This is a genomic window from Massilia solisilvae (assembly GCF_024753215.1).
In the GTDB taxonomy this organism is placed as follows: domain Bacteria; phylum Pseudomonadota; class Gammaproteobacteria; order Burkholderiales; family Burkholderiaceae_D; genus Telluria; species Telluria solisilvae.
This window is the reverse complement of sequence record NZ_JANUGV010000003.1, coordinates 68,518-93,697: the sequence shown is the minus strand read 5'-3', so window position 1 is coordinate 93,697 and position 25,180 is coordinate 68,518. Positions and strand designations below refer to the sequence as shown.

Sequence of the window (25,180 nt, the reverse complement as noted above, 5' to 3'; positions counted from 1 at the left end):
AGGAGCTTGCGATGAGAATCCTGTTCATTGGCTGGCTGTTCCTGCTGCTTGCGGGCTGCGCCCGGCACGACCAGGTCTATCACGTGCAGGGGCACGTGTTCGGCACCCAGGTCGAGGTCAGCATCTACGGCGAAAGCGAACAGCGCGCCCAGCAGCTGGGCGACGAGGTGCTGCGCGAATTCGACCGCCTGCACCACAAGTTCCACGCCTGGCAGCCAAGCCAGCTCACGGCGCTGAACGACGCGATCGCGCGCGGCGAGACCTTCCAGGCCGACGCCGAAATGGTCAGCCTGCTGCAATCGGCCGCGCTGCTGTCGGCGCAATCGGACAACCTGTTCAACCCCGCGATCGGCCACCTGATCCGGTTGTGGGGTTTCCAGAGCAGCGACATCCACGCGCAGGGGCCATCGCAGGCCGAGATCGACAAGTGGGTGAAGGCCAATCCGCGCCTGTCGGACCTGCGCTACCAGGGCACGCGCATCCGCAGCGTGAACCCGGCGGTGATGATCGACCTGGGCGGCTACGCCAAGGGCTACGCACTGGACCGCGCCGTGGAGATCCTGCGCGCCGCACACGTGAAGGCAGCGCTGGTCAACACCGGTGGCAACATGATCGCCATCGGCCAGCCGGGCGAACGCCCTTGGCGCGTGGGCATCAAGGACCCGCGCGGCGACGGCGCGCTGGCCAGCGTCGAGCTGCACGACAACGAAGCGATCGGCACCAGCGGCGACTACCAGCGCTACTTCATGAAGGACGGCAAGCGCCACCCGCACATCATCGACCCGCGCACCGGCGACACCACCGACACGGTCGCTTCGGTGACGATCATCGCCAGCGGCGGCGAGCACGTGGGCCTGCGCTCGGACGGCCACTCCAAGCCGCTCTTCGTTTCCGGGCCGCAGCACTGGAAAGAAATGGCCGAGCGCCTGGGCCTGACCGAAGTGCTGCTGGTGGACGCCAACCGCAATGTCGTGATGACGCCGGCAATGCAGGCGCGCCTCGACAAACATTGACGCGTAGACACGTAGGGTGGGCAGGTTTCCTGCCCACGCGTCCAAGCGGCTCATCCCTGGCTGAACGCGTGGGCAGACGCAACTATGCTGCCGTTCGCATTCGCTTGCGTTCGAACAGGGACAAGTGCGCATCGCGTGCAAAGATGAAGACGCATGCCACTCAAACAAGAAGGCGTCAACGCGCTGCCGCGCGGCGGGCTGGTGGTCCTGCCTGGCGGCAGCGCGGCGGACGTGTGCCGTACACGCAAGGCCACACCCGTCCCTCCATTTTTCATGATTTGGTTCATTTTTTTTGCAGCAATTCGCCGGGACAATGTACAGTTGCAGAATCCCGCAACCAAAACCGCATCAAAAGGAACGTTTCATGAAAGTATCGAAGCTCGTGATCCTGGCTGTGGCCAGCCTGGCCGCATTCGGCGCCCAAGCCGCAGGCAAACCCGACCTCGCTCTCGGCGAAAAAACCTACAACGCGACCTGCGTCTCGTGCCACGGCAGCGGCGTGCTGAACGCGCCCAAGCTGGGCGACAAGGCTGGCTGGGCGCCGCGCATCAAGCAAGGCAAACCGACCCTGTACAAGCACGCGCTGGAAGGCTTCAAAATGATGCCGTCCAAAGGCGGCAACCCGGCGCTGAAAGACGCCGAAGTGCAGGCAGCGATCGACTTCATGGTCTCCAAGTCGAGCTGATCGGCGCAGCGCGCACGCACCGAAAAAGGGCCGGGAATCTCCCGGCCTTTTTCTTTGGGCTGGCGCATTCAGCGCGTGGCGCGGTCGTGGCGGGCGTGCCGCGTCTCGCGCATGCGCACCGCCACCACCAGGCCCGACAGGAAGGTCAGGGCCGCCACCACCCACACCGCGACGGGAACACCGAAGCGGTCCGCCACGAGGCCGGACAGCAAGGCGCCGACCGCATAACCGAGGTCGCGCCAGAGCCGATAGACGCCGACGGCGGAAGCGCGCCAGGCCGGGTTCACCACGTCGCCGATCGCGGCCAGCAAGGTCGGATAGACCATGGCCGTGCCAACGCCAAGCAGCAGCGCGCCGCACGCGAACCACGCGAACGCCGCAGACACGGCGACCAGCGCGATGCCCACCGCCTGCACCCACATGCCCGCCACGATCAGGCCCTTGCGCCCGATGCGGTCGGACAGTGCCCCGGTGAACAGCTGGCACACGCCCCACACCGCCGGATAGAGTGCCGCCAGCACGCCAATCTGCCGCAGCGACAAGCCCGCCGCGGCGAAAATGAGCGGGAACAGGCCCCAGGCCATGCCGTCGTTGAGATTGTTCACCAGGCCCGCCTGGCTGATCGATGACAGGTCGGGGTCGCGCCAGGTGGTGCGCGCATAGATCTCGCGTTGCGAGGGCCGCGCCGCTGGTGGCGCGGCGCCGGCCTCGTGGTGCGCGTAGTCGCGCGTCTCGCGCACCGCCGTCACCGACAGCAGCAGTCCGAGCACGACGTAAGCCACGCCCAGGTAGAACGGTTCGGGCCGCAAGCCGTAGCGCGCCGCCAGCCAGCCGCTGGCCAGCGCCGCGGCGCCGACCGCGCAATAGCCGGCAAACTCGTTGATGCCCATCGCCGTGCCGCGGTTTGCGGGCCCGGCCAGGTCGATCTTCATGATCACGGTCGTCGACCAGGTCAGGCCCTGGCTGATGCCAAGCAGCGCATTGGCGGCGAGGATCCAGTTCCACGACGGCGCCCACATCAGCATGAACGGCACCGGCACCGCGCACAGCCAGCCGGCAACCAGGATCGCCTTGCGGCCATACGCATCCGAAAAGCGCCCGGCAACATAGTTGGTGAGCGCCTTGGCTACGCCAAACACGACGATGAAGGCGAGGATCGCGGAATGCGCGACCAGCCGGAATTCCTGTTCCGCGATCGCCGGCAGGATGGCGCGCTCCATGCCCACCATGGCCCCGACGAAGGCGTTGACCAGGACCAGCAGCGCGAACTGGCGCCAGTTTGCCTTCAGCCCCAGTTGCAGCGCGTGCCTGACTGGCCGGGGCGCGAGATTGCGCGCTGCCTCGGACATCGCATCCCTCCTATATTCCAACGATTATTAGAATATAATGTAATCCACGCCCGCACGGCACGTCAACCCGGCCGGCACTTGACCCCGTGTCCGGCATTGCCCAGACTTCTCCCATGACATCGAATCGAAGCATCAAGGACGCGCTCTACGAGCAGGTGGCGCGCATCGGCAAGGCGGCGGCCAGCCCAAAGCGGCTGGAGCTGCTGGAACTGTTGTGCCAATCGCCCAAGACGGTGGAGGTGCTGGCGCAGGACGCGGGCATCAGCGTCAAGCTGACCAGTGCACACCTGAAGGAACTGAAGGCCGCGCGCCTGGTCGATGCCGAGCGCCAGGGACGCTTTGTCGTCTACCGCCTGGCAAGCGAAGATGTGGCCCGCTTCTGGGTCGCGATCCGGCTGCTGGCCGAAGACCGCCTGTTCGAGCTGCAGGAAGCGCTGCGCGGCCTGCGCGCCGCCACCCATGAATGGGAAGGCAACAACCGTGACGACCTGCTGGCCAAGGCACGTCGTGGCGACGTGGTGGTGATCGACGTGCGGCCCGCGGACGAATTCGAGGCCGGCCACTTGCCGTTTGCGCGCTCGATGCCCGTCGCGGAGCTGAAAACGCGGCTGTCCGAGCTGCCCCGGGACAAGCCGGTAATCGCCTACTGCCGCGGGCCGTTTTGCCTGATGTCGGCCGATGCCGTGCGGCTGCTGCGCCGGCACGGCATCGACGCCGTCCAGCTGCAGGAAGGCGTGGCCGAGTGGGCGGCCTGACGCCCCTTAGCGGTGGTTCAGCCGGCTGTTGCGCACGCCGTACACGAAGTAGGTAATGATCGCCACCGTCATCCAGATCGCGAACACGCGGAAGGTCGTGTGCGACAGGTCCTTCATGATGTACAGGCAGGCCAGGATCGACAGCCCCGGCACGACATAGGGCCCGAACGGCACGCGGAAGCCCTTGCGTACGCCCTCGCCCTGCTTCTTGCGGATCACCGGCACCGCGATCGACACCACGATAAAGGCGGTCAGCGTGCCCATGCTCACCATGTCCCAGAGGAAGGTCGAATCGACCAGGCCGGCCACGATGCCGACCACGACCGACACGATCACCGTGTTGCTCACCGGCGCCAGCGTGCGCGGGTTGACGGTCTGGAAGGTCTTGGGGATCAGGCCATCGCGGCTGATCGCGTACAGGATGCGGGTCTGGCCATAGATCGTCACCAGCGTCACGGAAAACACCGAGATCACCGCGCCGGCCGACAAAATCAGCGCCGGCCAGGCCTGGCCGGTCACGTTCTGCAGGATCACCGACAGTCCCGCCTCCTGCCCTTCGAACAGCGCGGCCGGCTGCGCGCCGAGGGCGGCCACCGCCACCAGCATGTAGAACACGGTCACAATGCCCAGCGCCAGCAGAATGCCGATCGGCACGTCGCGGGTCGGGTTCCGGGTTTCCTCGCCCGCCGTGGCGATGGTGTCCAGGCCAATGAACGAAAAGAACACCGTGCCGGCGGCCGCCGTCACGCCTGCCATGTCGCCCAGTCCCTTGGTGCCCGCGAAGAACGGATGGAAGTTGTTGATGTTAAAGCCAGTAAAGGCGATCACGGAAAAGAACACCAGGATCGCCAGCTTGATCAGCACCATGATCGCATTGGTGGTGGCTGACTCGCGCGTGCCGCGGATCAGCAGCACGCAGCACAGCACCACCAGCAGGATCGGCGGCAGGTTGATGTGGCCAAAATGGAACTCCGTGCCCGCCTTGCCGGAAACGATCATCGGCGAGCGCAGCGCTTCGGGGATCTGCCAGCCGACCGCGTTGTGCAGGAAATTGTTCAGGTAGTCGGACCAGCCGATCGCCGTGGCCGACGCTGCCAGGCCGTATTCGAGCAGCAGGCAGGCCGCCACCACGAAGGCACCGAACTCGCCCACCGTGGCGTAGGCAAACGAATACGACGAGCCCGACGCCGGCACACGGTCGGCCAGCTCGGCGTAGCACAAGGCCGTCAGGCCGGCGGTGAGCGCGGCCAGCAAGAACGACAGTACGACCGACGGGCCGGCCTTGGGCACCGCCTCCACCATGGTGAAGAAAATACCGGTGCCGATGGTTGCCCCGACACCGATCATGGTCAGCGGAAACAAACCCAGCGTGCGACCAAGCCGGTTGCCGTCGTGGCCATGGCCCTCGTCCAGTGTGCGCTCTGCGGTTTTGGTGCGGGTCAGCTTTTGGCTCAGTGTCGTCGTCAAGGCGTGTCCTTTTGTCGCGCTGGTCGCAGGCAACGGGATCTCCGCGGCCCAAAGCCCGGATTATAGGGGTAATGCGCATGCGAAAGAAAAAACTTTCCTTAAACATTCATAAGTTCTGCATCTTTTGCGATACAATCCTGCCCCTGCCCTGCTCGCCCATGACCAGCGGGCATTTTTTCAGTCCATAAACATGCATATTGCATGAACGTATCGAAGGAATTCGAATGATCTCCGCCGCATCGCGTCCGTACATCGACGCCAGCGTGCCGGTCCTGCGAGAGCACGGCCTGGCCATCACGACCACCTTTTACCGCAACATGTTTGCCGCCCATCCTGAACTGACCAACCTGTTCAATATGGGCAACCAGGCTGCCGGCAAGCAGCAGCAATCGCTCGCCTCGGCCGTATTTGCCTACGCGGCCAACATCGACAATGCCGCCGCCCTGGGGCCGGTGGTCAGGCGCATCGTGCACAAGCACGCCTCGGTCGGCATCAAGGCCGAACACTACCCGATCGTCGGCCACCACCTGCTGGGCGCGATCAAGGAAGTGCTGGGCGAAGCGGCCACGCCCGAACTGATCGCCGCCTGGGCCGAGGCCTACGGGTCGCTGGCCACGCTGCTGGTGGACGCCGAGCGCGCGATGTACGACGAAGCGGGCGTCGCGGCCGGCGAAACCCGCGCCATGCGCGTCACCGGCGTCACCCGCGAGAGCGAGACCGTGCTGTCGATCCGCCTGGTGCCGGAAGATGGCGCACCGCTGCCGCCGTTCGCCGCCGGCCAGTACGTGAGCGTGGCCGTAGACTTCGGCGACGGGCGCCGCCAGCTGCGCCAGTACAGCCTGTCGGACGCACCGGGCCAGGACAGCCTGCGCATTTCGGTCAAGCGCGAGGACGGCGCCGGCGGCATGCCGGCCGGCACGGTGTCGAACTGGATCCACGCGAACGTCAAGCCGGGCAGCGTACTGCAGGTGACGCACCCGTTTGGCGAATTCACCCCGGACACCGAGTCGATCGACCCGGTGGTGCTGCTGTCGGCCGGCGTGGGCATCACGCCGATGATCGCGGCGCTCAACCGCATCGCGCAAGCCAACCCCGAGCGCCGCGTGATCTTTGCGCACGCAGCCGTCGATGCGGCGCACCACGCGCACCAGGCCGACATCGCGGCGGCCAAGGCGCGCATGCCCTACCTGCACGTGGTGACGTTCTATGAAGAGGTGGACGGCGACGCGGGCGCGCTGCCGGGACGGATGGACCTGGCCCGGCTGCCCGGCTGGCCGCTGTCGGAGACCAACGTGTACATGTGCGGCCCGCTGCCCTTCATGCAGGAGCAGTGGAACGCGCTGCTGGCCGCCGGCGCCCCGGCTGAACGCCTGCACCGCGAAGTGTTCGGACCGGACCTGCTCGACAACCTGCTCTGAGACGGTCGTCCCGGCGGACGCCGGGACCCATGCTGACTTCCCGAAGTCGCAACTGCGACCATTATCCCGGCGTGCGCCGACTGACCGCTCAGTCGACCAGCCGCACCGACTTGCCGCTGATATTGCGCTCTGCCGGATTGCCGCGCACGCGGATCGGGCCCGAGCCGGTGGTTTGCGCCAGCAGTGTCTGGCGCACATTGGCGTAGATGCCGCCCGAGCCGCTCGTGGCCAGGTCGGCGCGATCGCTCGTCAAGCCTTCCAGTTCCGCGTTACCCGATCCGGTAGTGCGCACGTTCAGCACGCGCACCATGCCGCGCGCCTGCACCTGGCCCGAGCCGTGGATGCCGATGGTCGCGTGGTCGCCACGCAGTTCCCCGGCGATCAGGCTACCCGATCCATTCACCTTCAGTTCCGCGCCGGCCGAGCGCAGGCGGCTTGCATCCAGCCGGCCCGACCCGTTCAGGCGCGCATCGAACTGGTCCACGTCGCCGGCCAGCTCCACCGCGCCCGAGCCGTTCAGTTGCACGCCCAGGGGCGCGCCGTTCAGGCCCAGCACTGTAACGCGGCCCGATCCGTTCGAATGCAGTTCGGTCAGGCGCGGCACCGTGTAGGTGATGTGGACCGGATTACGGCTGCGGATGCGGTCGGCGTAGATGTTCAGGGTGTCGCCGCTGCTGTCGGTATGGATCAGCGGCAGCAGGTTCGAATCGGCCTCCACCACCAGCGAAGGCGCGGGACCGACGCGCACGTCGACCACCATCGCGCCGTTCACGCGCAGGTGCTGGAAGCTGCCTATCACGCGCTCGTCGCGCGCAGAAATGCCGTTGCCTTCGACAGCGGGGTCGCTGCTGAAGGCAGTACGGACGTGAACGTCGCCATCGTTGGGACTGACGATGATGGCGCACCCGCCCAGGACAGCGAGGCAGGCGATGGAAATCAGTTTGCGCATGAGGGGGCCTTTTTCGTTATTTGTGTCAGCTGGCCTCAAGGACCATGCTGTCACTTTAACCAGCCCCCCGTCACCCCGCATCGCCGTTGCGACGAGCTGCAGGATTTGCGTGCTGAAGCGTCGAAAGCGCGGACCAGTGGCGGTCTGGCCTTCGTAGGGTGGGCAGCTCGGCTGCCCACGCGTTCAATCAACGCAAGCGCTTGCTGGACGCGTGACCACCGTACCGGTCAGCGCTGCCCCAGTTTGGTCGGCCCGAACAAGTTCTTGAGCTGGTGCGGCTGCGAACGCCAGTACTGCGGCGGCGCCGACACCTGCGCGCCCAACTCGGCGGCGGCGTGCCACGGCCAGCGCGGGTCGTACAGGATCGCGCGCGCCAGCGCCACCATGTCCGCCTGGCCCGACTGGATGATCGTCTCGGCCTGCAGCGGCTCGGTGATCAGGCCCACCCCGATGGTCGGCATGCTGGTCTCGGCCTTGATGCGGGCGGCGAAGTCGATCTGGTAGCCCGGGCCGAGCGGAATCTTCTGCTGTGGCGACAAGCCGCCGCTGGACACGTGGATGAACTGGCAGCCCAGTTTTTCCAGCTCCCTGGTCAGCACGAGGCTCTGCTCCAGGTCCCAGCCGCCCTCGACCCAGTCGGTGGCCGAAATGCGCATGCCGACCACCATCGGCGCCGGCACGGCGTCGCGCACGGCCTTGAACACTTCCAGCGGAAAGCGGATGCGGTTTTCCAGCGATCCGCCGTATTCGTCGGTGCGCCGGTTCGACAGCGGCGACATGAACTGGTGCAGCAGGTAGCCGTGGGCGCCGTGCAACTCGATGGCGTCCAGACCCAGCGCATGCGCGCGGCGGGCGCAAGCGGCAAAGCCTTCCTTGATGCGCGCCAGCCCCTCCTTGTCCAGCGCCACCGGCACGGTTTCGCCTTCGGCATGCGGGAGCGCGGACGGCGCGACGGTCTGCCAGCCGCGCGGATTGTCCACCGGCAGGTTCGCGCCGCCCTGCCACGGCACTTCGCTCGACGCCTTGCGCCCGGCATGGCCAAGCTGGATGGCGATCTTGATCGGCGAATAGCGGCGCATCGATTCGATGGCAGGCTTGAGCGCCTCAGCATGCGCGTCCGACCACAGGCCCAGGTCATCCGGCGAGATACGGCCTTCCTGCGTGACGGCGGTCGCCTCGATGATCAGCAGCCCCGCACCCGACAGCGCCAGGTGGCCGAGATGAATGGTGTGCCAGTCGGTGGCCATGCCGTTGCCGTCGGCCGAGTACTGGCACATCGGCGCGATCGCGATGCGGTTTTCCAGTTGCAGCGGGCCGAGTGCGATGGGCGTGAAAAGCTTGCTCATGAAGACTCCCGTGTTTTCGAAACAGCTAGTCTAGCGCGCACGGGAGAAGTGTGCTGCGGGTGATTCAGGCGACGCGAACGACCATCAAGCCAGCCCGCAGGCCGACCCGGACGTCCGGATTGGGAAACACGACCAGCTCCTCGTCGTGCTGAACGGTATAAACAGTATCGCCGTCGGTGGCGATGACCTCGCCACGCTTGAGCGCCGTGAAGTTCTGCGTGTCGCGCCCAACGCTCATGCGGAAAGCGTCGGAATGCTTGATGATTTCCTGCACCTGCTTGAACACGTGCGGCTGCCCGGCCTGCCGCTGCGGCTCGCCGCGCAGCAGCCGATCCAGCGCCGCCGCAACGTCGGCAAACTGCGACAGGTCGTTCTGCCCCAGCGTGCCGATGCGGCCCAGTTCCACCGTGCTGGCGGCCGCGCCGTGATGCTCCGCGCAGTGGTAGCTGTAGGTGCCGGAGGACTTCGGGTTCATGATCACCGCGCCGATAGCCGCTGCGCCGAGCCAGCCGACCAGCGCCTGCTTGCGGTCCTGTTCAATCAGCTCGGGCACCACCGCGAACGTCGGGTAGTGCGAGGCGCGGATCGCCGTGTGCAGGTCCAGATGCCAGCGCACCGGCCCTGCCCCGTCGAAGAACGCGGCAGTGGCCGCGATCATCGCGTCCGCCCGCGCCGCCTCGGCGGTGCCGGCCAGCGCGCCGCGCTGCGCCCGGAACATGCGATTGAGGTCGGCGTCGATGAAACGTTTGCCCGCCCGAATCGCGTCGATGTTCCCGACACACAGCATCAGGTCCACCGCCAGCTGCTGCGGCGCGCGCGACAGCGCCTCGACCGCGTGCGCGACCATTTCGATCGGCCCGGTCTCGTCACCGTGCACGCCCACCGACAGCAGCACGGCGGGACGGGTCTGGCCATCCGCCGGCTTGACGGTCATGATGCCCTTGGCGGGCAGCGCGACCGCAAAGCCGGCGTCGCGAAAGCGCTGCGCGACTGTGCCGAAATCCGCTTCGGCCAGTGCGCGCACTGCTTCCGGCAGCGCGTTGCTTGGCTGGGAGCTCAGCATCAGGCCGCGATGCGATCCGGGCTGGTGCCCTCGGACAGCGCCCACACGTCGAGCATGGCCTGCTCCAGGTCCGTCGGCAGGGTGTAGCCGGCCAGGCCACGCTCCTGCATCACGGCGCGCACGGCAGCCATCGCATCGCCGCCTTTGGCACGCTCCAGCACCTGCATCAGCAGGCGTTGCTGGGTGCGGCGCAGGGCCTGCATCGCGTAGTTGCGCAGCTGCTCCTGGGACTTGCTGGTCGCCGCCAGCTTCAGGCCGCGCTCCAGGTTGTCGATGCCGGCCGCCTGGCGCAGCGCCATGCCAACTTGCAGGAACTGCGGCAGCGACATGCCCACTGCTCGCTGCACCGACACCGCCGCGAACAGGAAGGTCGACAGCGAGTCGACGGTATCGACCGCCTTCCATGCCTGCACGAAGTCCTGCGGCAGGCCGGCGTGGCCGTCGGCCTCCAGCTTGGCGGGCATCAGCTGGCGCACCTGGTCCGCTTGCGCGAACAGGTTCGACAGCTCCTGCATGCCGTCGGCGCCGCCCGGCAGCGACAGCACGCCTTCGATCACGGCGCGCAGCATGGCGCGGGTGCGCATGTCCACGATCACCGAGACGTCGCGCGGCACGTTCAGCGCGTCGGCGTCGAGCGCGTGGAACACCGGCTCCAGGTGCAGCGCGGCCCAGGCGCGGCCGAATGCCTTGATCACCTCGGCTTCGTCCACGTGGTGCTCGGTGGCCAGGTCGCGCAGCATCAGCGGGCCGCAGCGGTTGACCGATTCATTGGCCAGCACGGTCGCCAGGATCGCGTTGGCCAGCGGGTGCGCCAGCGGATCGCGCTTGGCCACCAGCTGCGCCGGGAAGTACGGGCGCAGCACGGTGCGCGCCCACGGCAACTCGGTCAGCGGCAGGGTCGCCAGGATGCGCTTGAAGCGGTTCTTCACGTTGGCGATCACCACCGCCAGTTCCGGCGCGGTGAGGCCCAGGCCCAGCGCCTTGCGGCGCGCCAGTTCGGCGTCGGTCGGCAGCTGCTCCAGGTCGCGCGATACGGCGCCTTCGCTTTCCAGGCTGGTGATGAGGGCAGCGTAGCCATCGACCACCGAGGCGTTCGATTGCGCCTGTACCTCGCGCACCAGCAGGTGGGTCTGCAGCTTGTTGTCGCGCAGGACCAGGTCCTCGATGTCGCCGGTCATGGCGGTCAACAGGTGGTTGCGGTCCGCTTCGGACAGCTCGCCGGCGTTCACCTCGGTGTCGAGCCAGATCTTGACGTTGACCTCGTGGTCCGAGCAGTCCACGCCGGCCGAGTTGTCGATCGCATCGGTGAAGATGCGGCCGCCCGCCAGCGCGAACTCGATACGGCCGGCCTGGGTCGCGCCCAGGTTGCCGCCCTCGGCCACCACCTTGCAGCGCAGCTCATTGCCGCTGACGCGGATGTTGTCGTTGGCGCGGTCCTTCACCTGCGCGTTGGTCTCGGTCGAGGCCTTGATGTAGGTGCCGATGCCGCCGTTGTAGAACAGGTCCACCGGCGCCAGCAGGATGCGGTGCATCAGCTCTTCCGGCGTGAGCGTGGTCTCTTCGATATCCAGCGCCTCGCGCACCTGCGGCGAGAGCTCGATATGGCGGGCGCTACGCGGGAACACGCCGCCGCCGGCCGAGATCAGCGACTTGTCGTAGTCTTCCCACGACGAGCGCGGCAGCGCGAACATGCGCTGGCGCTCCTTGAACGAGACTTCGCAGTCCGGGTTCGGGTCGAGGAAGATATGGCGGTGGTCGAACGCGGCCAGCAGCTTGAGCTTGCGCGACAGGAGCACGCCGTTGCCGAACACGTCGCCCGACATGTCGCCCACGCCTACCACCGTCACCGGGGTGGTGTTCATGTCGTGGCCCATCTCGTAAAAGTGGCGCTTGACCGCTTCGAACGCGCCTTTGGCGGTGATGCCCATCTTCTTATGGTCGTAGCCGTTCGAGCCGCCGGATGCGAACGCGTCGCCCAGCCAGAAGCCGCGCTTGACCGCGATGCTGTTGGCGATGTCCGAGAACGTTGCGGTGCCCTTGTCGGCGGCAACCACCAGGTACGGGTCGTCCTGGTCGTAGCGCACCGTGTCGCTCGGCGGCACGATGGCGCCGCGCACGCGGTTGTCGGTCACCTCCAGCAGGCTCGCAATGAACAGGCGGTACACTGCCTCGCCTTCGGCCGCCACCACTTCACGCGCCGCGTCCTTCGGCATCATCTTGCAGATGAAACCGCCCTTGGAGCCGGCCGGCACGATGACGGCGTTCTTGACCATCTGCGCCTTCACCAGGCCCAGCACCTCGGTGCGGTAGTCTTCCATGCGGTCCGACCAGCGCAGGCCGCCGCGGGCCACCGGGCCGCCGCGCAGGTGCACGCCTTCGAAGCGGCGCGAGAACACATAGATTTCGCGGAACGGGCGCGGTTCCGGCACCAGCGCGAGGTGGCTGGTGTCGAACTTGAAGATGATCTTGTCGCTGCCCGCTGCCTCGGCCTGGAAGTAGTTGGTGCGCACCGTGGCCAGCGCCAGGTCCACCAGCGCGGCGAAGATCTCTTCGGTGTCGGCGTGGTTGACCGATGCCAGGCCAGCCTTCAGGGCCTGCAGCTTGTCGGTGCCGGCGGCACGCTCCTGTTCGGAGAGCGCCGGGTTAAAGCGCTGCAGCACGCCGCCCACCAGTTCCTTGGCCAGATCCGGGCGCGAGCGCAGGGTCTCGGCCATGTAGCGCACGGTGAACTTGCTGCCGGCCTGGCGCCAGTAGCTGATGTACGCGCGCACCAGCTGCACCTGGCGCAGCGACAGGCCGCCCAGGATCGCCAGCCCGTTCAGGCGGCCGTCCTCGGCTTCGTCGTTGAACAGCGCCGTGAACAGCTCCTCGGCCACCGGCGCAATGCCCGGCTTGGCCAGGTTGGCGGCAGAATCAATATCCGCGGCCAGGCTGGTCACGTAGTGGCGCGCGCCGTCGGAGGTGGTGATGGCAAAGGTCTGCTCGCGGTCGATGGCCACGCCGGCATTGTGCAGCGCCGGCAGGATGCGCGACAGCGAGGGAACGGAGTCGCCGGTGTACAGGCGCACCGACGCGTTGGTGCCGTCGGTCTCGACGCGCACGGTCACGTGGTTCGGCTGGCCGTTCTTGAGCACGGCCTGCAGGTCGCGGAAGGCCACTTCCGGCGGGGTCGCGGTCACGTAGTTCACCGGCAGGGTCGGCACCAGCTTCTTGAGCGCGTTGCGCGGGCCGGCGTCGTCCAGCGTGTTGACCAGGGTGGCGAAGCGGTCGTGCCAGCCGTCCAGCACGGACAGCAGCGGCTTCTGGATGTCGGTTTCCAGGTCCAGCGGATAGCGCGCCGCGTGCGCGGTCAGGTACACGCGGGCCAGCGGGCCATCGGCCACCAGGGTCTGCGAGCGCACTTCGCGCGCGCCCGAGCTGGCCTTGAGCGCTTCGGCCAGCGATGCTGCCACGGCGCTGGAGAAGCGCTCGCGCGGCAGGTACACCAGCACGTTCAGGTGGCGGCCGTACACGTCGCGGCGCGCGAACACCTTGGCGCGCGGCTGCTTGTATAGCGACACCACCGAGCTGCACACCTGCGCCAGCCATTCCGGATCGGCTTCCAGCGCCTCGGTGCGCGGCAGCGATTCGAGGATCTCGACGAACTTCTCGGCGCGGAAGCCTTCCTGGCGCACGCCGGCGATCGACAGCACCTTGGCCACCCGGCCGCGCGCGAACGGCAGGCGCGCCAGCGGGGTAGAGGTGGCGGCGCGGGTGAACAGGCCCACGAAGCAGTGCAGGCCCAGGATGTTCCCTTGCGAGTCGGCGTTGCGTACACCGATGAAGTCGAGCGGCTGGTCGCGGTGCAGCGTGCCCTCGGCATCGGCTTTCACGATCGACAGCGGCTCGCTGAATTTGGCCAGGGTCTCGACGTCGCCCGGGATGTTGGCGATGCAGGTGCCGTACACCGGATGCGCCGTATCCTGCAGCACGCCGGTGCGGCTGGGAATGTCGCGCTCCAGTTCCTTGGCGCCCGGCTTGGCCACGTAGTAGGCGTAGCCGAACGCTTCGAAGCCTTCGTTCTTGGCCCATTCCAGGAATGCGGCCACTTCCTGGCCTGCGGGCGTGCCGCTGGCGGCAGCGGCGGCGGCCACCGCGGTCATGCGGTCGGCCATGGCGACGGCGTCGCGATGCACGATGGACGCGTCGTTTGCCACCATGCGGATGCGCGCGGTCAGCTTGTCCAGTTCGTCGAAAGACAGGTCCTCTGCCAGCAGGCACAGCACGTACGACTCGAGCGGCGCCCCGGCTTCGCCAACCGACTGCACCATGCCGTTGGCGTCGCGGCGCACGGCCAGCACGGCGTTCATCACGCCGGCGGCGGCGATGCGCTCGCGGCGCAGGGCCATCACGAACGAGTCTACCAGGTAGGGCATGTCGTCATTCAGGATCAGCAAGGCGGTCGCCATGCCTCCGCGCCCGTCGGAATAGCGCATTTTCGCGATCTGGCAGCTGCTGCCCTGGCGCTGGGCGACCTGGGTGAAGCCGTCCCACAGCACCGGCGCAAGGCTCTGCGGCGCGGTGCCGGCCAGGTCTTCTTCGTCGAGCGATTCGATCCAGGCGCTGATGAGGGCGCGCACCTCCTGGGTGGCGCCGGCAGCGCCCTGGCTTGCGCTCACCAGAGCCAGTGTCTGGGCACGCAAATCTTGAGGCATGTCTTTCATGTTGCTTCTCCAAAGCGTAGATATTGTTGCCGGTCGGGCGCAGGCTTTTGGCCTTTGCCCTGTCGGCTTTGTTGGGGACGGGGTTGGCCCGTCCAAATCCATCGGCTCCCTTATCCTGGGAGCATCATTAGCGTGCTATTAGAACATGCCGTGCGGGTGGAATCACCTTGAACACGGCCATCTTTTTTCAAATTCACGACAAGTCGTACAGGCCAGGCAGGCCCAGGATCGTCTCCAGGTCCTCCAGCGCGGCCATGCATTCGATCGCCAGCTGCGGGTCGGCCAGGTCCTTGGGCTCGATCCGGTCGCGGTAGTGCTTTTCCACCCATGGCACCAGGCGTGCATACAGCGCCTCGGTCATGATCACGCCCTGGTGCATCGCGCGCGCTTCTTCGTCGGTGAGGACGACGCGCAGGCGCAGGCACGCCGGGCCGCCTCCGTTGCGCATGCTCTGGCGCAGGTCGAACTCGACCAGCTCGTCCACCGGGCCGCCGCTGGCGGTCAACTGGCCCAGGTAGCGCGCAACCGCAGGGTTCTCGTGGCACTCGTGCGGCACCACCAGCGCCATCTTCCCGTCCGGCTTGGACAGCAGCTGGCTGTTGAACAGGTAGCTCGCCACCGCGTCGGCCACCGGCACGTCGGCGCTGTCCACCCGGATGGCGGTGAGCCCGGCGTCCACGTTTTCCATCGCGACGCGCAGTGCCGCCAACGTCTCCTGCTCGTCGGCGAAGGCCTGCTCGTGGTAGAACAGCACGTTGCCGTTGCCGACCGCGATCACGTCGTTGTGGAACACGCCCTGGTCAATCACCGCCGGGTTCTGCTGGGCGAACACGACCTGCGCCGGGTTCAGCCCGTGCAGCCGCGCGATCGCCTGCGACGCTTCGAGCGTCTGGCGTGCCGGGTACTTTTTGGGGAACGGGGCGGACGGGTCGAACTCGACGCGGCCATACACGAAGAATTCCACGCCCGCGCTGCCATGCTCGCGCGCCAGGCGCGTGTGGTTGGCCGCGCCCTCGTCGCCGAACGCCGGCGTGGGCGGCAGCGCGTCGTGCACCACGAACCGCTCCTGGTCGGCGAAGATCGCGCGCAGCGTGCGGGTGGCCTGCCGGTGCTCTTCCGAGCGGTGCAGCTTGTTGTTCAGGTTCGCGCTGGTGAAGTGCACGCGGCCATCCAGCGTGTCGGCCGACGGGCTCACGGTGGCGGCGTTGGCGGTCCACATCGGCGCGGCCGAGTACGCACAGGCCAGGATCACCGGCGCATCGCGCCAGGCCTGGGCCACCACGTCGGCATCGGTGCCGGAAAAACCGATCGCGCGCAGCATGCGAAAGTTGGGACGCGCCTGCGGCGGCAGCAGCGCCTGCGCGAAGCCGCGCTGGGCCAGCGCGCGCATCTTGGCCAGCCCCTGCAGCGCGGCCTGGCGCGGGTTGGAGGCGCTGCGCACGTTGTTGAACGAGGCGACGTTACCGAACGAGAGCCCCGCGTAGTTGTGCGACGGCCCCACCAGCCCGTCGAAGTTGAATTCGCGCGCGCCCAGCATCAGATCACCAGCCCCGGCGACAGCTTGGCCGGCATTTCGAGTTCGGCCGCCTCGATCGAGGCGACCGGGTAGGCGCAGTAATCGGCGGCGTAGTAGGCGCTCGGGCGATGGTTGCCCGACTTGCCGACGCCGCCGAACGGCGCCGAGCTGGCGGCGCCCGTGGTCGGGCGGTTCCAGTTGACGATGCCCGCGCGCGCCTTGACGGCAAAGCGCTTCCACAGTTCTTCCGACGGCGACAAGAGCGCCGCGGCGAGACCGAATTCGGTGGCGTTGGCGACCTTGATCGCCAGGTCGAAGTCCTTCACGCGGATCACCTGCAGCAGCGGGCCGAACCACTCTTCGTCGGGGATGCCCCTGGCATCGGTCACGTCCACGATGCCGGCGGTGACAAAGCCCGCGTCCGGGTTCAGCTGGCGCATCTGCAGCAGCACCTTGCCGCCCTTCTCTGCCATGTCGGCCTGCGCCTTCACCAGGCGCGCGGCAACGGCGGCGGATACCACCGGGCCCATGAACGGCTGCGGGTCCGCGTTGGACGGGCCGACCGCCAGCTTGGCCGCCACCTCGACCAGGCGGTCGATGAAAGCCTGGCCTTCGGGCGTATCGTGCACGATCAGGCGGCGCGCGCAGGTGCAGCGCTGGCCGGCCGAAATGAAGGCCGACATCACCGCATGGTGCACGGCCGCGTCGATATCCTTCACGTCCCACACCACCAGCGGGTTGTTCCCGCCCATCTCCAGCGCCAGCATCTTGCTGGTCTGGCCGGCGAACTGCTTGTGCAGCGCGGCGCCGGTCTGGCTGCTGCCGGTAAACAGCACGCCGTCGATCAGCGGGTTCTGGCCCAGCGCCACGCCGGTGTCGCGGCCGCCGTTGACGAGGTTGAGCACGCCCTTGGGCAGGCCGGCCTTCTCCCACAGCTGCACGGTTTTCACGGCGGTGCGCGGCGCGTACTCGCTGGGCTTGAATACCAGCGTGTTGCCCGCGATGAGGGCGGGGACGATGTGCCCGTTGGGCAGGTGGCCCGGGAAGTTGTACGGGCCGAACACGGCGAACACGCCGTGCGGGCGGTGGCGCAGCACGGCATTGCCGTCCGCGACCTTGGCGGCGGTCTCGCCGGTGCGCGCGTTGTACGAGGCGACCGAGATGTCGATCTTGCCCGCCATCGTGGCCACTTCGGTGCGCGCTTCCCACAGCGGCTTGCCCACTTCCTCGGCGATGGTGGCGGCGAGGTCCTCGGCGTTTTCCTTCAGCAGGTCGCGAAAGCGCTGGCAGATCGCGATGCGCTCTTCCAAGGACGTGAGCGCCCAGTCCTCGAACTTGTCATGCGCCGCCTGCGCGGCACGGGCCACATCGCCCGCGGTCGATTCGTTGCTGGTCCAGGTCTGGCGCCCGGTGGACGGGTCGATCGTCGCCAGCAAGGGACCACTGCCGGCTTGCCATTCGCCGTTGATGTAATTCGACAGGTTAGCCATTGGTGTTCTTCCTTACGTTGAGTGACAGCGTGCGCACCTGGTCGCCCGCCTGGCAATGCAGCTGCGACAGCTCCTGCGCGGTGAGCGCAATGCGCGGCTCGCCCGGGCACGCCTGGGTCAGCACCATGCGAAAGTCGTCCAGCTTCGTGTTCGATACCAGCACGTGGTCGGTCTCGCCCTCGGGCCGGCCTTCCTCGGCCACCGCCAGCACGCTGTCGCGCACCGCGCGCAGCTCTGAGACGCGGCCCTGCAGCACCGGGCCAGCGTCGAAGATGTCGATGTAGCCCTCGTAGTGCATGCCCTCGTGCTCGAGCAGCTTGCGCGCCGGGAGCGTGGAGCGGTGCACCTGGCCGATCGCGTCCTGCGCCTCTTGCGGCAGGTAGGCCACGTACAGCGGCTGGCGCGGCATCAGCTCGGCGATGAACGACTTCTTGCCGAGCGCGGTCAGGCCGTCCACGTGATTGAAATCCATCTTGAAGAAGTGGCGCCCCAGTCCTTCGTAGAACGGCGAGGAGCCGTCGTCAAGCTGGAAACCGCGCATCTCCGCGATGATCTTCTCGGTGAACAGATGCGCGAACTGGGCGATGAACAGGAAGCGGCTTTTGGACAGCCACTTGCCGTTGAAGCCCGCGCGGTATTCCGGCAGCAGGAACAGTGAGCACAGTTCGGACGAACCGGTCAGGTCGTTGGACAGGTACAGCGTGTCCATGCGGGTGAACACGCCGAGTTCGCGGCTGGAGTGCACCAGCGTGCCGATGCGGTAGTTGTAGAACGGCTCGGTCAGGCCGACGGCGCCCTTGATCGCGCACACGCCGGCGATGCGGCCGACGGCGGTGTCCTCGAGCACAAACATGTAGTCGCGCTCTTCCGGCGGTATCGTCTGCGCGAACGAGGCTACGGCGCAGGTCACGCGCGCGCCCAGCATCTCGCGGTCGGGCTTCAGGGTGGTCATGCCGCTGCCCACCTGGCGCGCCAGGTCGATCAGGGCGTCCAGGTCGTTGGCTTGGATGGCACGGATAAGGAGCATGGCTTCCTCTTTCAGATTCTCACGCAGATGACGTTCTCGCCCGGTTCCACCTTCAGCGCGCGTTGCGCGTCGGGCGGCAGGCAGATCGTCTCGCCCGTGTCGGCCGAGGGGCAGGCCACGGTCACGGCGCGGAAATGGTTTTCGCTGCTGGCCACTGCGTAGTTGACCAGCGCATCGGGCGCGCTGGCGATCTCGTCGCAGGTCGCCACGCGGCGCATCATCGAGCCGGCGAACGAGCGCAGCGCGTTCTTGTGCGCCAGCAGGATCGGGCCGCCGTCAAAGATGTCGATGTATTCGTCCGACTCGAAGCCCTCTTCGGCCAGCAAGTTGAACGCGAGCTGGCCGCTGGGGTGGATCTGTCCCATCGCCGCCTGCGCGTCGCCGGGCAGCAGCGGCACGTACACCGGGTAGTGCGGCATGAGCTCGACGATCAGGGTGCGGTTGCGGGTGCCGCCGGTGACGCGCTCGGCGTCGAGGAAGTCCATCTTGAAGAACTTGCGGCCCAGCGCATTCCAGAACGGCGACTGGCCTTCGGCATCGGTGACGCCGGCCAGCGGCACGAAAAAGCGGTCGCCGAAGCGGTGCGGCGACAGCACGGCGAACAGCAGGCGCGCGCGAGAGAGCAGCGCGGCCTCGGCGCCGGCGTCGTCGCCCTCGCGCACGTAGAAGCCCGACAGCTGCGAGTACGCGGTCAGCTCCGAGCACAGGGTCAGCGCATGCACGCTGTGGCTGATGTTCAGGTCGCGCGAGACCTGCTGGATGACGTCGTTGCGGAAAGCGAAATAGGTGCCGTTCGACCCGGCCGAGGCGTGGATCGCGGCGGTGCCGACGATCTCGCCGCTCCCCGTATCCTCGAGCACGAACATGTACGACTCTTCGCTCGGGATATCGACGTGCGCGGCGAACGATGCGATCGAACGCTCGACCGATGCGGTCAGCTTTTCGCGCGTGCGCGGCAGGGTGTGCACTCCCGGCATCGGCAGCGCGGCCAGGGTCTCCAGGGCGCCGACATCCGCTAGTTCCACCGGACGGACTACAAACATGTGAACTCCCAAAAGTGCGTGCGACAGACCGCCACCCTTTGCGCGTCGTCCCCGCGCAGGCGGGGACCCATGCTGAGTGTGCGGCTCGTTGCCGCTTGCGGGTCCTGCTGGCTCAGTATGGGTCCCCGCCTGCGCGGGGACGACGTAGCTCGAGCTGGTAGTTAGGCCGCAGCCAGGAACTCGTCCGCAGCCTGACGCATGATGCGGTCCGCGTCGGCGATCTGCGCGTCCGACACGATCAGCGCCGGCGCCAGGCGGATCACGTCGGGACCGGCCACCAGCAGCATCAGGCCGAGCTTCTCGGCGGTCTTGGTGTAGTCCTTGGCCTTGCCCTTGTAGCCTTCGGCCATCGGCAGGCCGATCAACAGGCCCTTGCCGCGCACCTTGCCGAACAGCTGCGGGTAGTCGGCGGCCAGCTTTTCCAGGTTGGCGAAGATCCTGGCGCTGGCTTCCTTCACGCGCGCCAGGAAGGCCGGCTGGTTGATCGTCTCGATCACGTTCAGCGCCACGGTCGAGGCGAGCGGGTTGCCGCCGTAGGTGGTGCCGTGCGCGCCGACGTTGAAGTACTGGGCGATCTCGTTGGTGGTCAGCATGGCGCCGATCGGGAAGCCGTTGCCCAGCGCCTTGGCCGAGGTCAGGATGTCCGGGGTCACCCCCACGTTCATGTAGTCGTACAGCGCGCCGGTGCGGCCCACGCCCGACTGCACTTCGTCGAAAATCAGCAGCGCGCCGGTCTTGTCGCACAGCTCGCGCAGGGTCTTGAGGAACTCGATGTCACCCGGGATCACGCCGCCTTCGCCCTGGATCGGCTCGACGATCACGCACGCCACGTCATCGGTGATCGCGGCGCGGGCCGACTCGATGTCGTTGTACTTGATGTGGTTGATTTCCGGCGGCAGCGGCTCGAAGCCTTCGGTGTACTTGGCCTGGCCGCCGACCGAGACGGTAAACAGGGTGCGGCCGTGGAACGAGGACAGGCAGGACACGATGCGCGACTTGTGCGGGCCGAATTTGCCGTGCGCGTACTTGCGCGCCAGCTTCAGGGCCGCTTCGTTGGCCTCGGCGCCCGAGTTGCAGAAGAAGGCGCGGTCGGCGAAGGTCGCTTCGGTCAGCGCCAGGCCCAGGCGCAGCACGGGCTCGTTGGTGTAGGCGTTGGACAGGTGCCAGACGGTCTTGAGCTGGGCGGTGAGCGCGTCGGTCAGCTGCGGGTTGGCGTGGCCGAGGCTGCAGACCGCGATGCCCGAGGTGAAGTCGAGGTAATGCTTGCCTTCCTGGTCCCACACGTCCAGGCCCGAGGCGCGCACCGGCACGAAATTGGCCGGGGCGTAGGTCGGGACGAGGACCTCGTCGAAGGTCTGCCGAGTGACAGGCCGTGTGGTGACACCCGAATCAAGCTTTGCGTTCATGGCTATTCCTCATCCAATCTGATCAAAAGGGATGCGCGGACTCCTCCGCCGCGCAGTAAAGGCCATTATAGGAACGCAACTAGGCAGATTCTTTTCAATCTGCGACAGGCATTTTCATTTTTAGTCGAACGACAAGTTTGTTTGAGCTTACCCAAACCCTCAGCACGTCGTCCCCGCGGAGGCGGGGACCCATGGACCGTGAGCAGGTGGAAGAACTACGCCGCAGGCCCGCATACTCAGCATGGGTCCCCGCCTCCGCGGGGACGACGGGGTGCGGCTACTGGGCCAGCTTGCGCTGGCGCTCTTCGCGCGGCGTGTTGCCGAACAGGGCGCCAAAGGCCGTGGAAAAGTGCGAGCCGGACGAAAACCCGCACATCAGCCCCACCTGCACGATCGAGTGATTGGTATCGAGCAGCAGCTGCCTTGCGCGCTTGAGCCGCAGCTCCAGGTAATACCGCGACGGCAAAGTGCCCAGGTACTGCTTGAACAAGCGCTCCAGCTGCCGCCGCGAGATGCCAGCCAGCTGCGCAATCTCGTCGGTGGACAGCGGCTCCTCGATATTCGCCTCCATCAGCGTGACGGCCTCGGTCAGCTTGGGCTGCAAGGCGCCGAAACGCGCCTGCAGCGCCACCCGCTGGCGCTCTTCCGGGCCGCGCACGCGGTCCACGCACAGCACTTCCTTCACCTGCGCCTGCACCGAGGAGCCGAACAGCGTCTCGACCAGGGTGAGCGCAAAATCGATGCTGGCCGCGCCGCCGCAGCAGGTCAGCTTTGCCCCATCGACCTCGTACAGGTGCGGCGTGAACACGGCCTGGTCGGCGATATCGCCGGCCTCCGCGTACAGCGACCATGGCAGCGCCGCGCGCACGCCGTCGAGCGCGCCCGCATCGGCCAGCCACAGCACGCCCGCCCCGACCCCGCCCCAGAACGGCGCGGCCCGGCAGCGCTGCACCAGCGCACGCATGTTGGCGGGCTTGAGCCCGCTTTCGGATTCGTCCGCCACCAGCAGCACGATGTGCCAGGGCCGGGCGGCGTCGGCGGTGAATTTGTCGGGGCTGCGGATGTCCACGTGCAGCCGCTCGGGGCCCACGCTCTTGGCCGCCAGCCGCAGCGGTTGCACCAGGCCGGACCACGTCAGCGCGTCGGGCGCGCCCGCGTTCAGCAGCAACACGCGCAGCGGCCTTTCCTGCGCGAGGCGGGACAGGTCAGCGTGCTGCATGAAAGCGCGGGGACAGGGTCATTACTCGGGGGCGAGCGCGCCCGCGGGACGGCTCTCGGAATTCCATTGGCTGACTATCATACCGGAGATCAACAGGGCGGCGCCGAGCCAGCCGCGGGCCGTCAGTTCCTCGCCCAGCCAGAAGAAACCGAACACCGCCGCTGCGCCCGGCTCAAAGGCATACATCACCGCCGCCTCGTTGGCCGTGGTGCGCGACTGGCCCCACGACTGCAGCGAGATGATGGCCGCGGTGGCCACCACGCCCAGGTAGGCAAAGTTGATCCAGTAGCGGCCCGTGGTCTGGCCGAGGTAGGCCCAGTAGTTGGCCACGTCGTCCGCGGCGCGCGGCACTTCGCGCGTGAACAGCCAGAGCGCCGCGAACACCGCCACGGTGGTGATCTGGCTTGCCGTCACCGCCAGCAGGCGCGTGGCGCGCTGGGTGCGCACTTCCATCACCTTGACGTACGCGCCGAAGGTGAGCGCCGACAGCAGCGCCAGCGTGTCGCCCCGGCCCCAGCCGCCGCCATCCCAGCACAGCGCGGTCAGGCCGCCGATGGCCAGCAGCAGCGCCAGCACGATGCGCCGCTCGGGCAGGCGCCCGCCGATCACGCCCAGCAGGGGCACCACCAGCACGTTCAGGCCGCAGATGAAGGCGTTGCGGTTGGAGGTGGTCAGCGTCAGCCCTTCAACCTGGAAAATGAAGCAGAAAAACAACAAAAAGCCGAGGATCACGCCCGACCACACGTCGTCGCGGCGCGCCTTCCACAAGAACGGCGCCAGCAGCACCGCGGCCAGCGCAAAGCGGACCAGGATGATCCACACCGGCGAGAAATTCGCCGTCAATTCCTTCATGGCAGGGAAAGTCGTGCCCCAGACCATGGTGACGACGAACAGGGCAAGGATGCCGGAAAGCTGGCGATTCATGAGACTTGGTGCTATTGATAAAGGGTCTATGGTAACCGTCCCGCCCGCAAAACGCGAACGGCCGGGCATCAACCTGCGGCGGGAAGCTATAATCAATCCATGGGGGAACGATACTTACGCAGCATTCGCCTGCTGGCCGAATGCCTGCAGGGCTTCGAACGCCACACCGGGGAATCCGTGCGCGCCTGCGGGCTGACGCACGCCCAGTTCGACATCCTGGCCACGCTTGGCAACACCGCCGGGATGAGCTACAAGGAACTGGGCGAGCGCACCCTGATCACCAAAGGCACGCTGACGGACGTGATCGAGCGCCTGGAGCAGAAACACCTGGTCGAGCGTGAACGCAGCAGCGGCGACAAGCGTTCGTTCTTCGTGCGCCTCACGCCGCAGGGCCAGGCCCTGTTTGGCGAGGTGTTCCCCAAAGTCGTCGAGCACGGCAAGAAGCTGTTCGCCAACTATGGCGCGGCCGATTTCGACCAGCTGGACGAGGCGCTCTTAACCCTGCGGCAACGCATGGCGGACGCTGCGACCAACCACGAAACAAAGGAGCCATCTTGAAAACCACCCTGCTCGAGGGCAAAAAGCCCGCCCATTTCGACAAACACATCATCGGCAACCTGCTACTGGACGTCGCGCCGGTGGAAGAAGTGCGCCAGGAAAAGCTCCTGATCGGCGTGCGCAACGAAGCCGGCGAGATCTACCGCCTGATCGGCGCTACCAAGCACAACAGCTTCATGAACGCGGTCGAGGAGCTGTTCGACCTGGGCCTGGTGGACGAGCTGGAAGACACCGAGGAAACCCGCGACGGCTGCGACGCGATTTTCAGCGAACCCTGACCCTCTCCGAAAAATTCCCTCGGGCAACATTTCCCGAGGGTTGTGATTTACCGGGAGTATAATTTCCCGATGGACAGAATCGACGCCCTCAAGGCTATCGCCGGCCAGGCCCAGCGCGGAGAGCTCGCGTTCCCCACCAGTGTGGACGCGACGCTCAAGCTGCAGCGCGCGCTGGCGGACCCGGACTGTCATCTCGAGGCGGCGGCCAGGCTGGTCCAGGCCGAGCCGGTGCTGGCCGCGCGCACCGTCGCCATCGCAAACTCCGCCGCCTACAACCACACCGGCCACGACGTCACCAACGTCAACGCGGCAGTGCAGCGGGTCGGCTTTCGGACGCTGGGCGCGCTCGCTGCGTCGGTCATCGTGCGCCAGCTGGCCGGCGAGCTGACCGATCCGCTGCTGCGCGCCAAGGCCGACCAGCTGTGGCAGCACAGCGCCCACGTGGCCGCACTGGCCCAGGTGCTCGCGCGGCGCGTCTCGCGCGTCGATGCGGATACCGCCCTGTTTGCCGGCATCGTGCACGAGGTCGGCGGTTTCTACCTGCTCGCGCGCGCCGCCGAATTCCCCGGGTTGCTGGACGATTGCGCGGACGACTGGCTCGATCATGGCGAGGTGCCGATCGGCCGCGCGGTGCTGCTCAAGCTGGGCGTGCCGGCGCCGGTGACGGGCGCGATCGAAGCGCTGTGGAACGGCATGCGCGCGCTGCCGCCCGAAACGCTGGGCGACACCCTGCTGCTGGCCAACGACCTGGCCCCGGTCGGTTCGCCCCTGCATGAGCGGCCCGGCGCCACCACGGCGCAGGGCGCGACCACGATTGACCTGACCTCCGGCGAAGGGACGCTGGTGCGCGTGCTGCAAGAGTCTGCGGACGAGGTGCGCAGCCTCGCAGCCGCCCTGCTCTGACCACCCGGCCGGGGTCCGCGGGAACGCGGCGGCGCCGGCCTTCATCCAATGCGGCAGTTTTCCTGTTC

Annotated in this window: 20 protein-coding genes; 7 read left to right on the top strand and 13 right to left on the bottom strand. The window is 67.1% G+C overall.

Annotated elements, in window-relative coordinates:
- Window positions 1-11: 11 nt before the first annotated feature.
- Together NX773_RS13365 and NX773_RS13360 are read left to right on the top strand one after the other, a co-directional pair.
- The gene (locus NX773_RS13365) at window positions 12-1,013 is read left to right on the top strand and encodes an FAD:protein FMN transferase (RefSeq protein ID WP_258856822.1); all 1,002 of its coding nucleotides are present in this window, start codon (window positions 12-14) and stop codon (window positions 1,011-1,013) included.
- Between the two features lie 364 nt (window positions 1,014-1,377).
- Window positions 1,378-1,698 carry a c-type cytochrome gene (locus NX773_RS13360; RefSeq protein ID WP_258824407.1) on the top strand — a complete coding sequence of 107 codons (321 nt, stop codon included), beginning with the start codon at window positions 1,378-1,380 and terminating at the stop codon, window positions 1,696-1,698.
- Between the two features lie 68 nt (window positions 1,699-1,766).
- Here NX773_RS13360 and NX773_RS13355 read toward each other — a convergent pair whose 3' ends face one another.
- A complete protein-coding gene (locus tag NX773_RS13355; RefSeq protein WP_258856821.1) occupies window positions 1,767-3,047 on the bottom strand; it encodes an MFS transporter in 1,281 nt (426 codons plus the stop codon).
- 113 nt (window positions 3,048-3,160) lie between these two features.
- Between NX773_RS13355 and NX773_RS13350 the strand changes: the two genes are divergently transcribed.
- Window positions 3,161-3,802: an ArsR/SmtB family transcription factor gene (locus NX773_RS13350; RefSeq protein WP_258856820.1), complete on the top strand. Its 642-nt coding sequence runs from the start codon at window positions 3,161-3,163 to the stop codon at window positions 3,800-3,802.
- Between the two features lie 6 nt (window positions 3,803-3,808).
- On the opposite strand, the gene NX773_RS13345 is transcribed toward NX773_RS13350, so the two are convergent.
- Window positions 3,809-5,269: an APC family permease gene (locus NX773_RS13345; RefSeq protein WP_258856819.1), complete on the bottom strand. Its 1,461-nt coding sequence runs from the start codon at window positions 5,267-5,269 to the stop codon at window positions 3,809-3,811.
- 224 nt (window positions 5,270-5,493) lie between these two features.
- Between NX773_RS13345 and hmpA the strand changes: the two genes are divergently transcribed.
- Window positions 5,494-6,687 (top strand): NO-inducible flavohemoprotein, encoded by a 1,194-nt coding sequence (gene hmpA, locus NX773_RS13340; RefSeq protein ID WP_258856818.1) that lies wholly within the window; start codon window positions 5,494-5,496, stop codon window positions 6,685-6,687.
- Window positions 6,688-6,775: 88 nt separating this feature from the next.
- Here hmpA and NX773_RS13335 read toward each other — a convergent pair whose 3' ends face one another.
- The 11 genes from NX773_RS13335 to NX773_RS13285 all read right to left on the bottom strand — a co-directional run bounded on the left by NX773_RS13335 (window position 6,776) and on the right by NX773_RS13285 (window position 23,373).
- Window positions 6,776-7,636, bottom strand: a complete 861-nt coding sequence (locus NX773_RS13335; RefSeq protein WP_258856817.1) for a GIN domain-containing protein — start codon at window positions 7,634-7,636, stop codon at window positions 6,776-6,778.
- Window positions 7,637-7,863: 227 nt separating this feature from the next.
- Window positions 7,864-8,982, bottom strand: a complete 1,119-nt coding sequence (locus NX773_RS13330) for an NADH:flavin oxidoreductase/NADH oxidase (RefSeq protein ID WP_258856816.1) — start codon at window positions 8,980-8,982, stop codon at window positions 7,864-7,866.
- Between the two features lie 64 nt (window positions 8,983-9,046).
- Entirely contained in the window at window positions 9,047-10,045 is a 999-nt protein-coding gene (locus NX773_RS13325; RefSeq protein ID WP_258856815.1) for a succinylglutamate desuccinylase, read from the bottom strand.
- On the bottom strand, window positions 10,045-14,748 hold the full coding sequence (locus NX773_RS13320) for an NAD-glutamate dehydrogenase domain-containing protein (RefSeq protein ID WP_258856814.1): 4,704 nt from the start codon (window positions 14,746-14,748) through the stop codon (window positions 10,045-10,047). The genes NX773_RS13325 and NX773_RS13320 overlap by 1 nt, the downstream gene beginning before the upstream one ends.
- Before the next feature lie 193 nt (window positions 14,749-14,941).
- Window positions 14,942-16,285 (bottom strand): N-succinylarginine dihydrolase, encoded by a 1,344-nt coding sequence (astB, locus tag NX773_RS13315; RefSeq protein ID WP_258856813.1) that lies wholly within the window; start codon window positions 16,283-16,285, stop codon window positions 14,942-14,944.
- Window positions 16,285-17,754, bottom strand: coding sequence for a succinylglutamate-semialdehyde dehydrogenase (gene astD, locus NX773_RS13310; protein ID WP_258856812.1), 1,470 nt, complete (start codon window positions 17,752-17,754; stop codon window positions 16,285-16,287). Before astD ends, astB begins: the two co-directional genes overlap by 1 nt.
- A complete protein-coding gene (astA, locus tag NX773_RS13305) occupies window positions 17,747-18,781 on the bottom strand; it encodes an arginine N-succinyltransferase (protein WP_258856811.1) in 1,035 nt (344 codons plus the stop codon). The genes astD and astA overlap by 8 nt, the downstream gene beginning before the upstream one ends.
- An 11-nt stretch (window positions 18,782-18,792) precedes the next feature.
- On the bottom strand, window positions 18,793-19,824 hold the full coding sequence (locus tag NX773_RS13300) for an arginine N-succinyltransferase (RefSeq protein WP_258856810.1): 1,032 nt from the start codon (window positions 19,822-19,824) through the stop codon (window positions 18,793-18,795).
- Between the two features lie 161 nt (window positions 19,825-19,985).
- Window positions 19,986-21,230 (bottom strand): acetylornithine/succinyldiaminopimelate transaminase, encoded by a 1,245-nt coding sequence (locus tag NX773_RS13295; protein ID WP_258856809.1) that lies wholly within the window; start codon window positions 21,228-21,230, stop codon window positions 19,986-19,988.
- Between the two features lie 277 nt (window positions 21,231-21,507).
- Window positions 21,508-22,449 carry a GlxA family transcriptional regulator gene (locus NX773_RS13290; RefSeq protein ID WP_258824393.1) on the bottom strand — a complete coding sequence of 314 codons (942 nt, stop codon included), beginning with the start codon at window positions 22,447-22,449 and terminating at the stop codon, window positions 21,508-21,510.
- Window positions 22,450-22,470: 21 nt separating this feature from the next.
- Window positions 22,471-23,373: a DMT family transporter gene (locus NX773_RS13285; protein ID WP_258856808.1), complete on the bottom strand. Its 903-nt coding sequence runs from the start codon at window positions 23,371-23,373 to the stop codon at window positions 22,471-22,473.
- 99 nt (window positions 23,374-23,472) lie between these two features.
- Here NX773_RS13285 and NX773_RS13280 point away from each other — a divergent pair, with 99 nt between their 5' ends.
- The 3 genes from NX773_RS13280 to NX773_RS13270 all read left to right on the top strand — a co-directional run bounded on the left by NX773_RS13280 (window position 23,473) and on the right by NX773_RS13270 (window position 25,112).
- Window positions 23,473-23,931 carry a MarR family winged helix-turn-helix transcriptional regulator gene (locus tag NX773_RS13280; protein ID WP_258856807.1) on the top strand — a complete coding sequence of 153 codons (459 nt, stop codon included), beginning with the start codon at window positions 23,473-23,475 and terminating at the stop codon, window positions 23,929-23,931.
- Window positions 23,928-24,209 carry a hypothetical protein gene (locus tag NX773_RS13275; protein ID WP_258824390.1) on the top strand — a complete coding sequence of 94 codons (282 nt, stop codon included), beginning with the start codon at window positions 23,928-23,930 and terminating at the stop codon, window positions 24,207-24,209. The genes NX773_RS13280 and NX773_RS13275 overlap by 4 nt, the downstream gene beginning before the upstream one ends.
- A gap of 69 nt (window positions 24,210-24,278) precedes the next feature.
- Window positions 24,279-25,112: an HDOD domain-containing protein gene (locus NX773_RS13270; protein WP_258856806.1), complete on the top strand. Its 834-nt coding sequence runs from the start codon at window positions 24,279-24,281 to the stop codon at window positions 25,110-25,112.
- The last annotated feature ends 68 nt before the right edge of the window (window positions 25,113-25,180 follow it).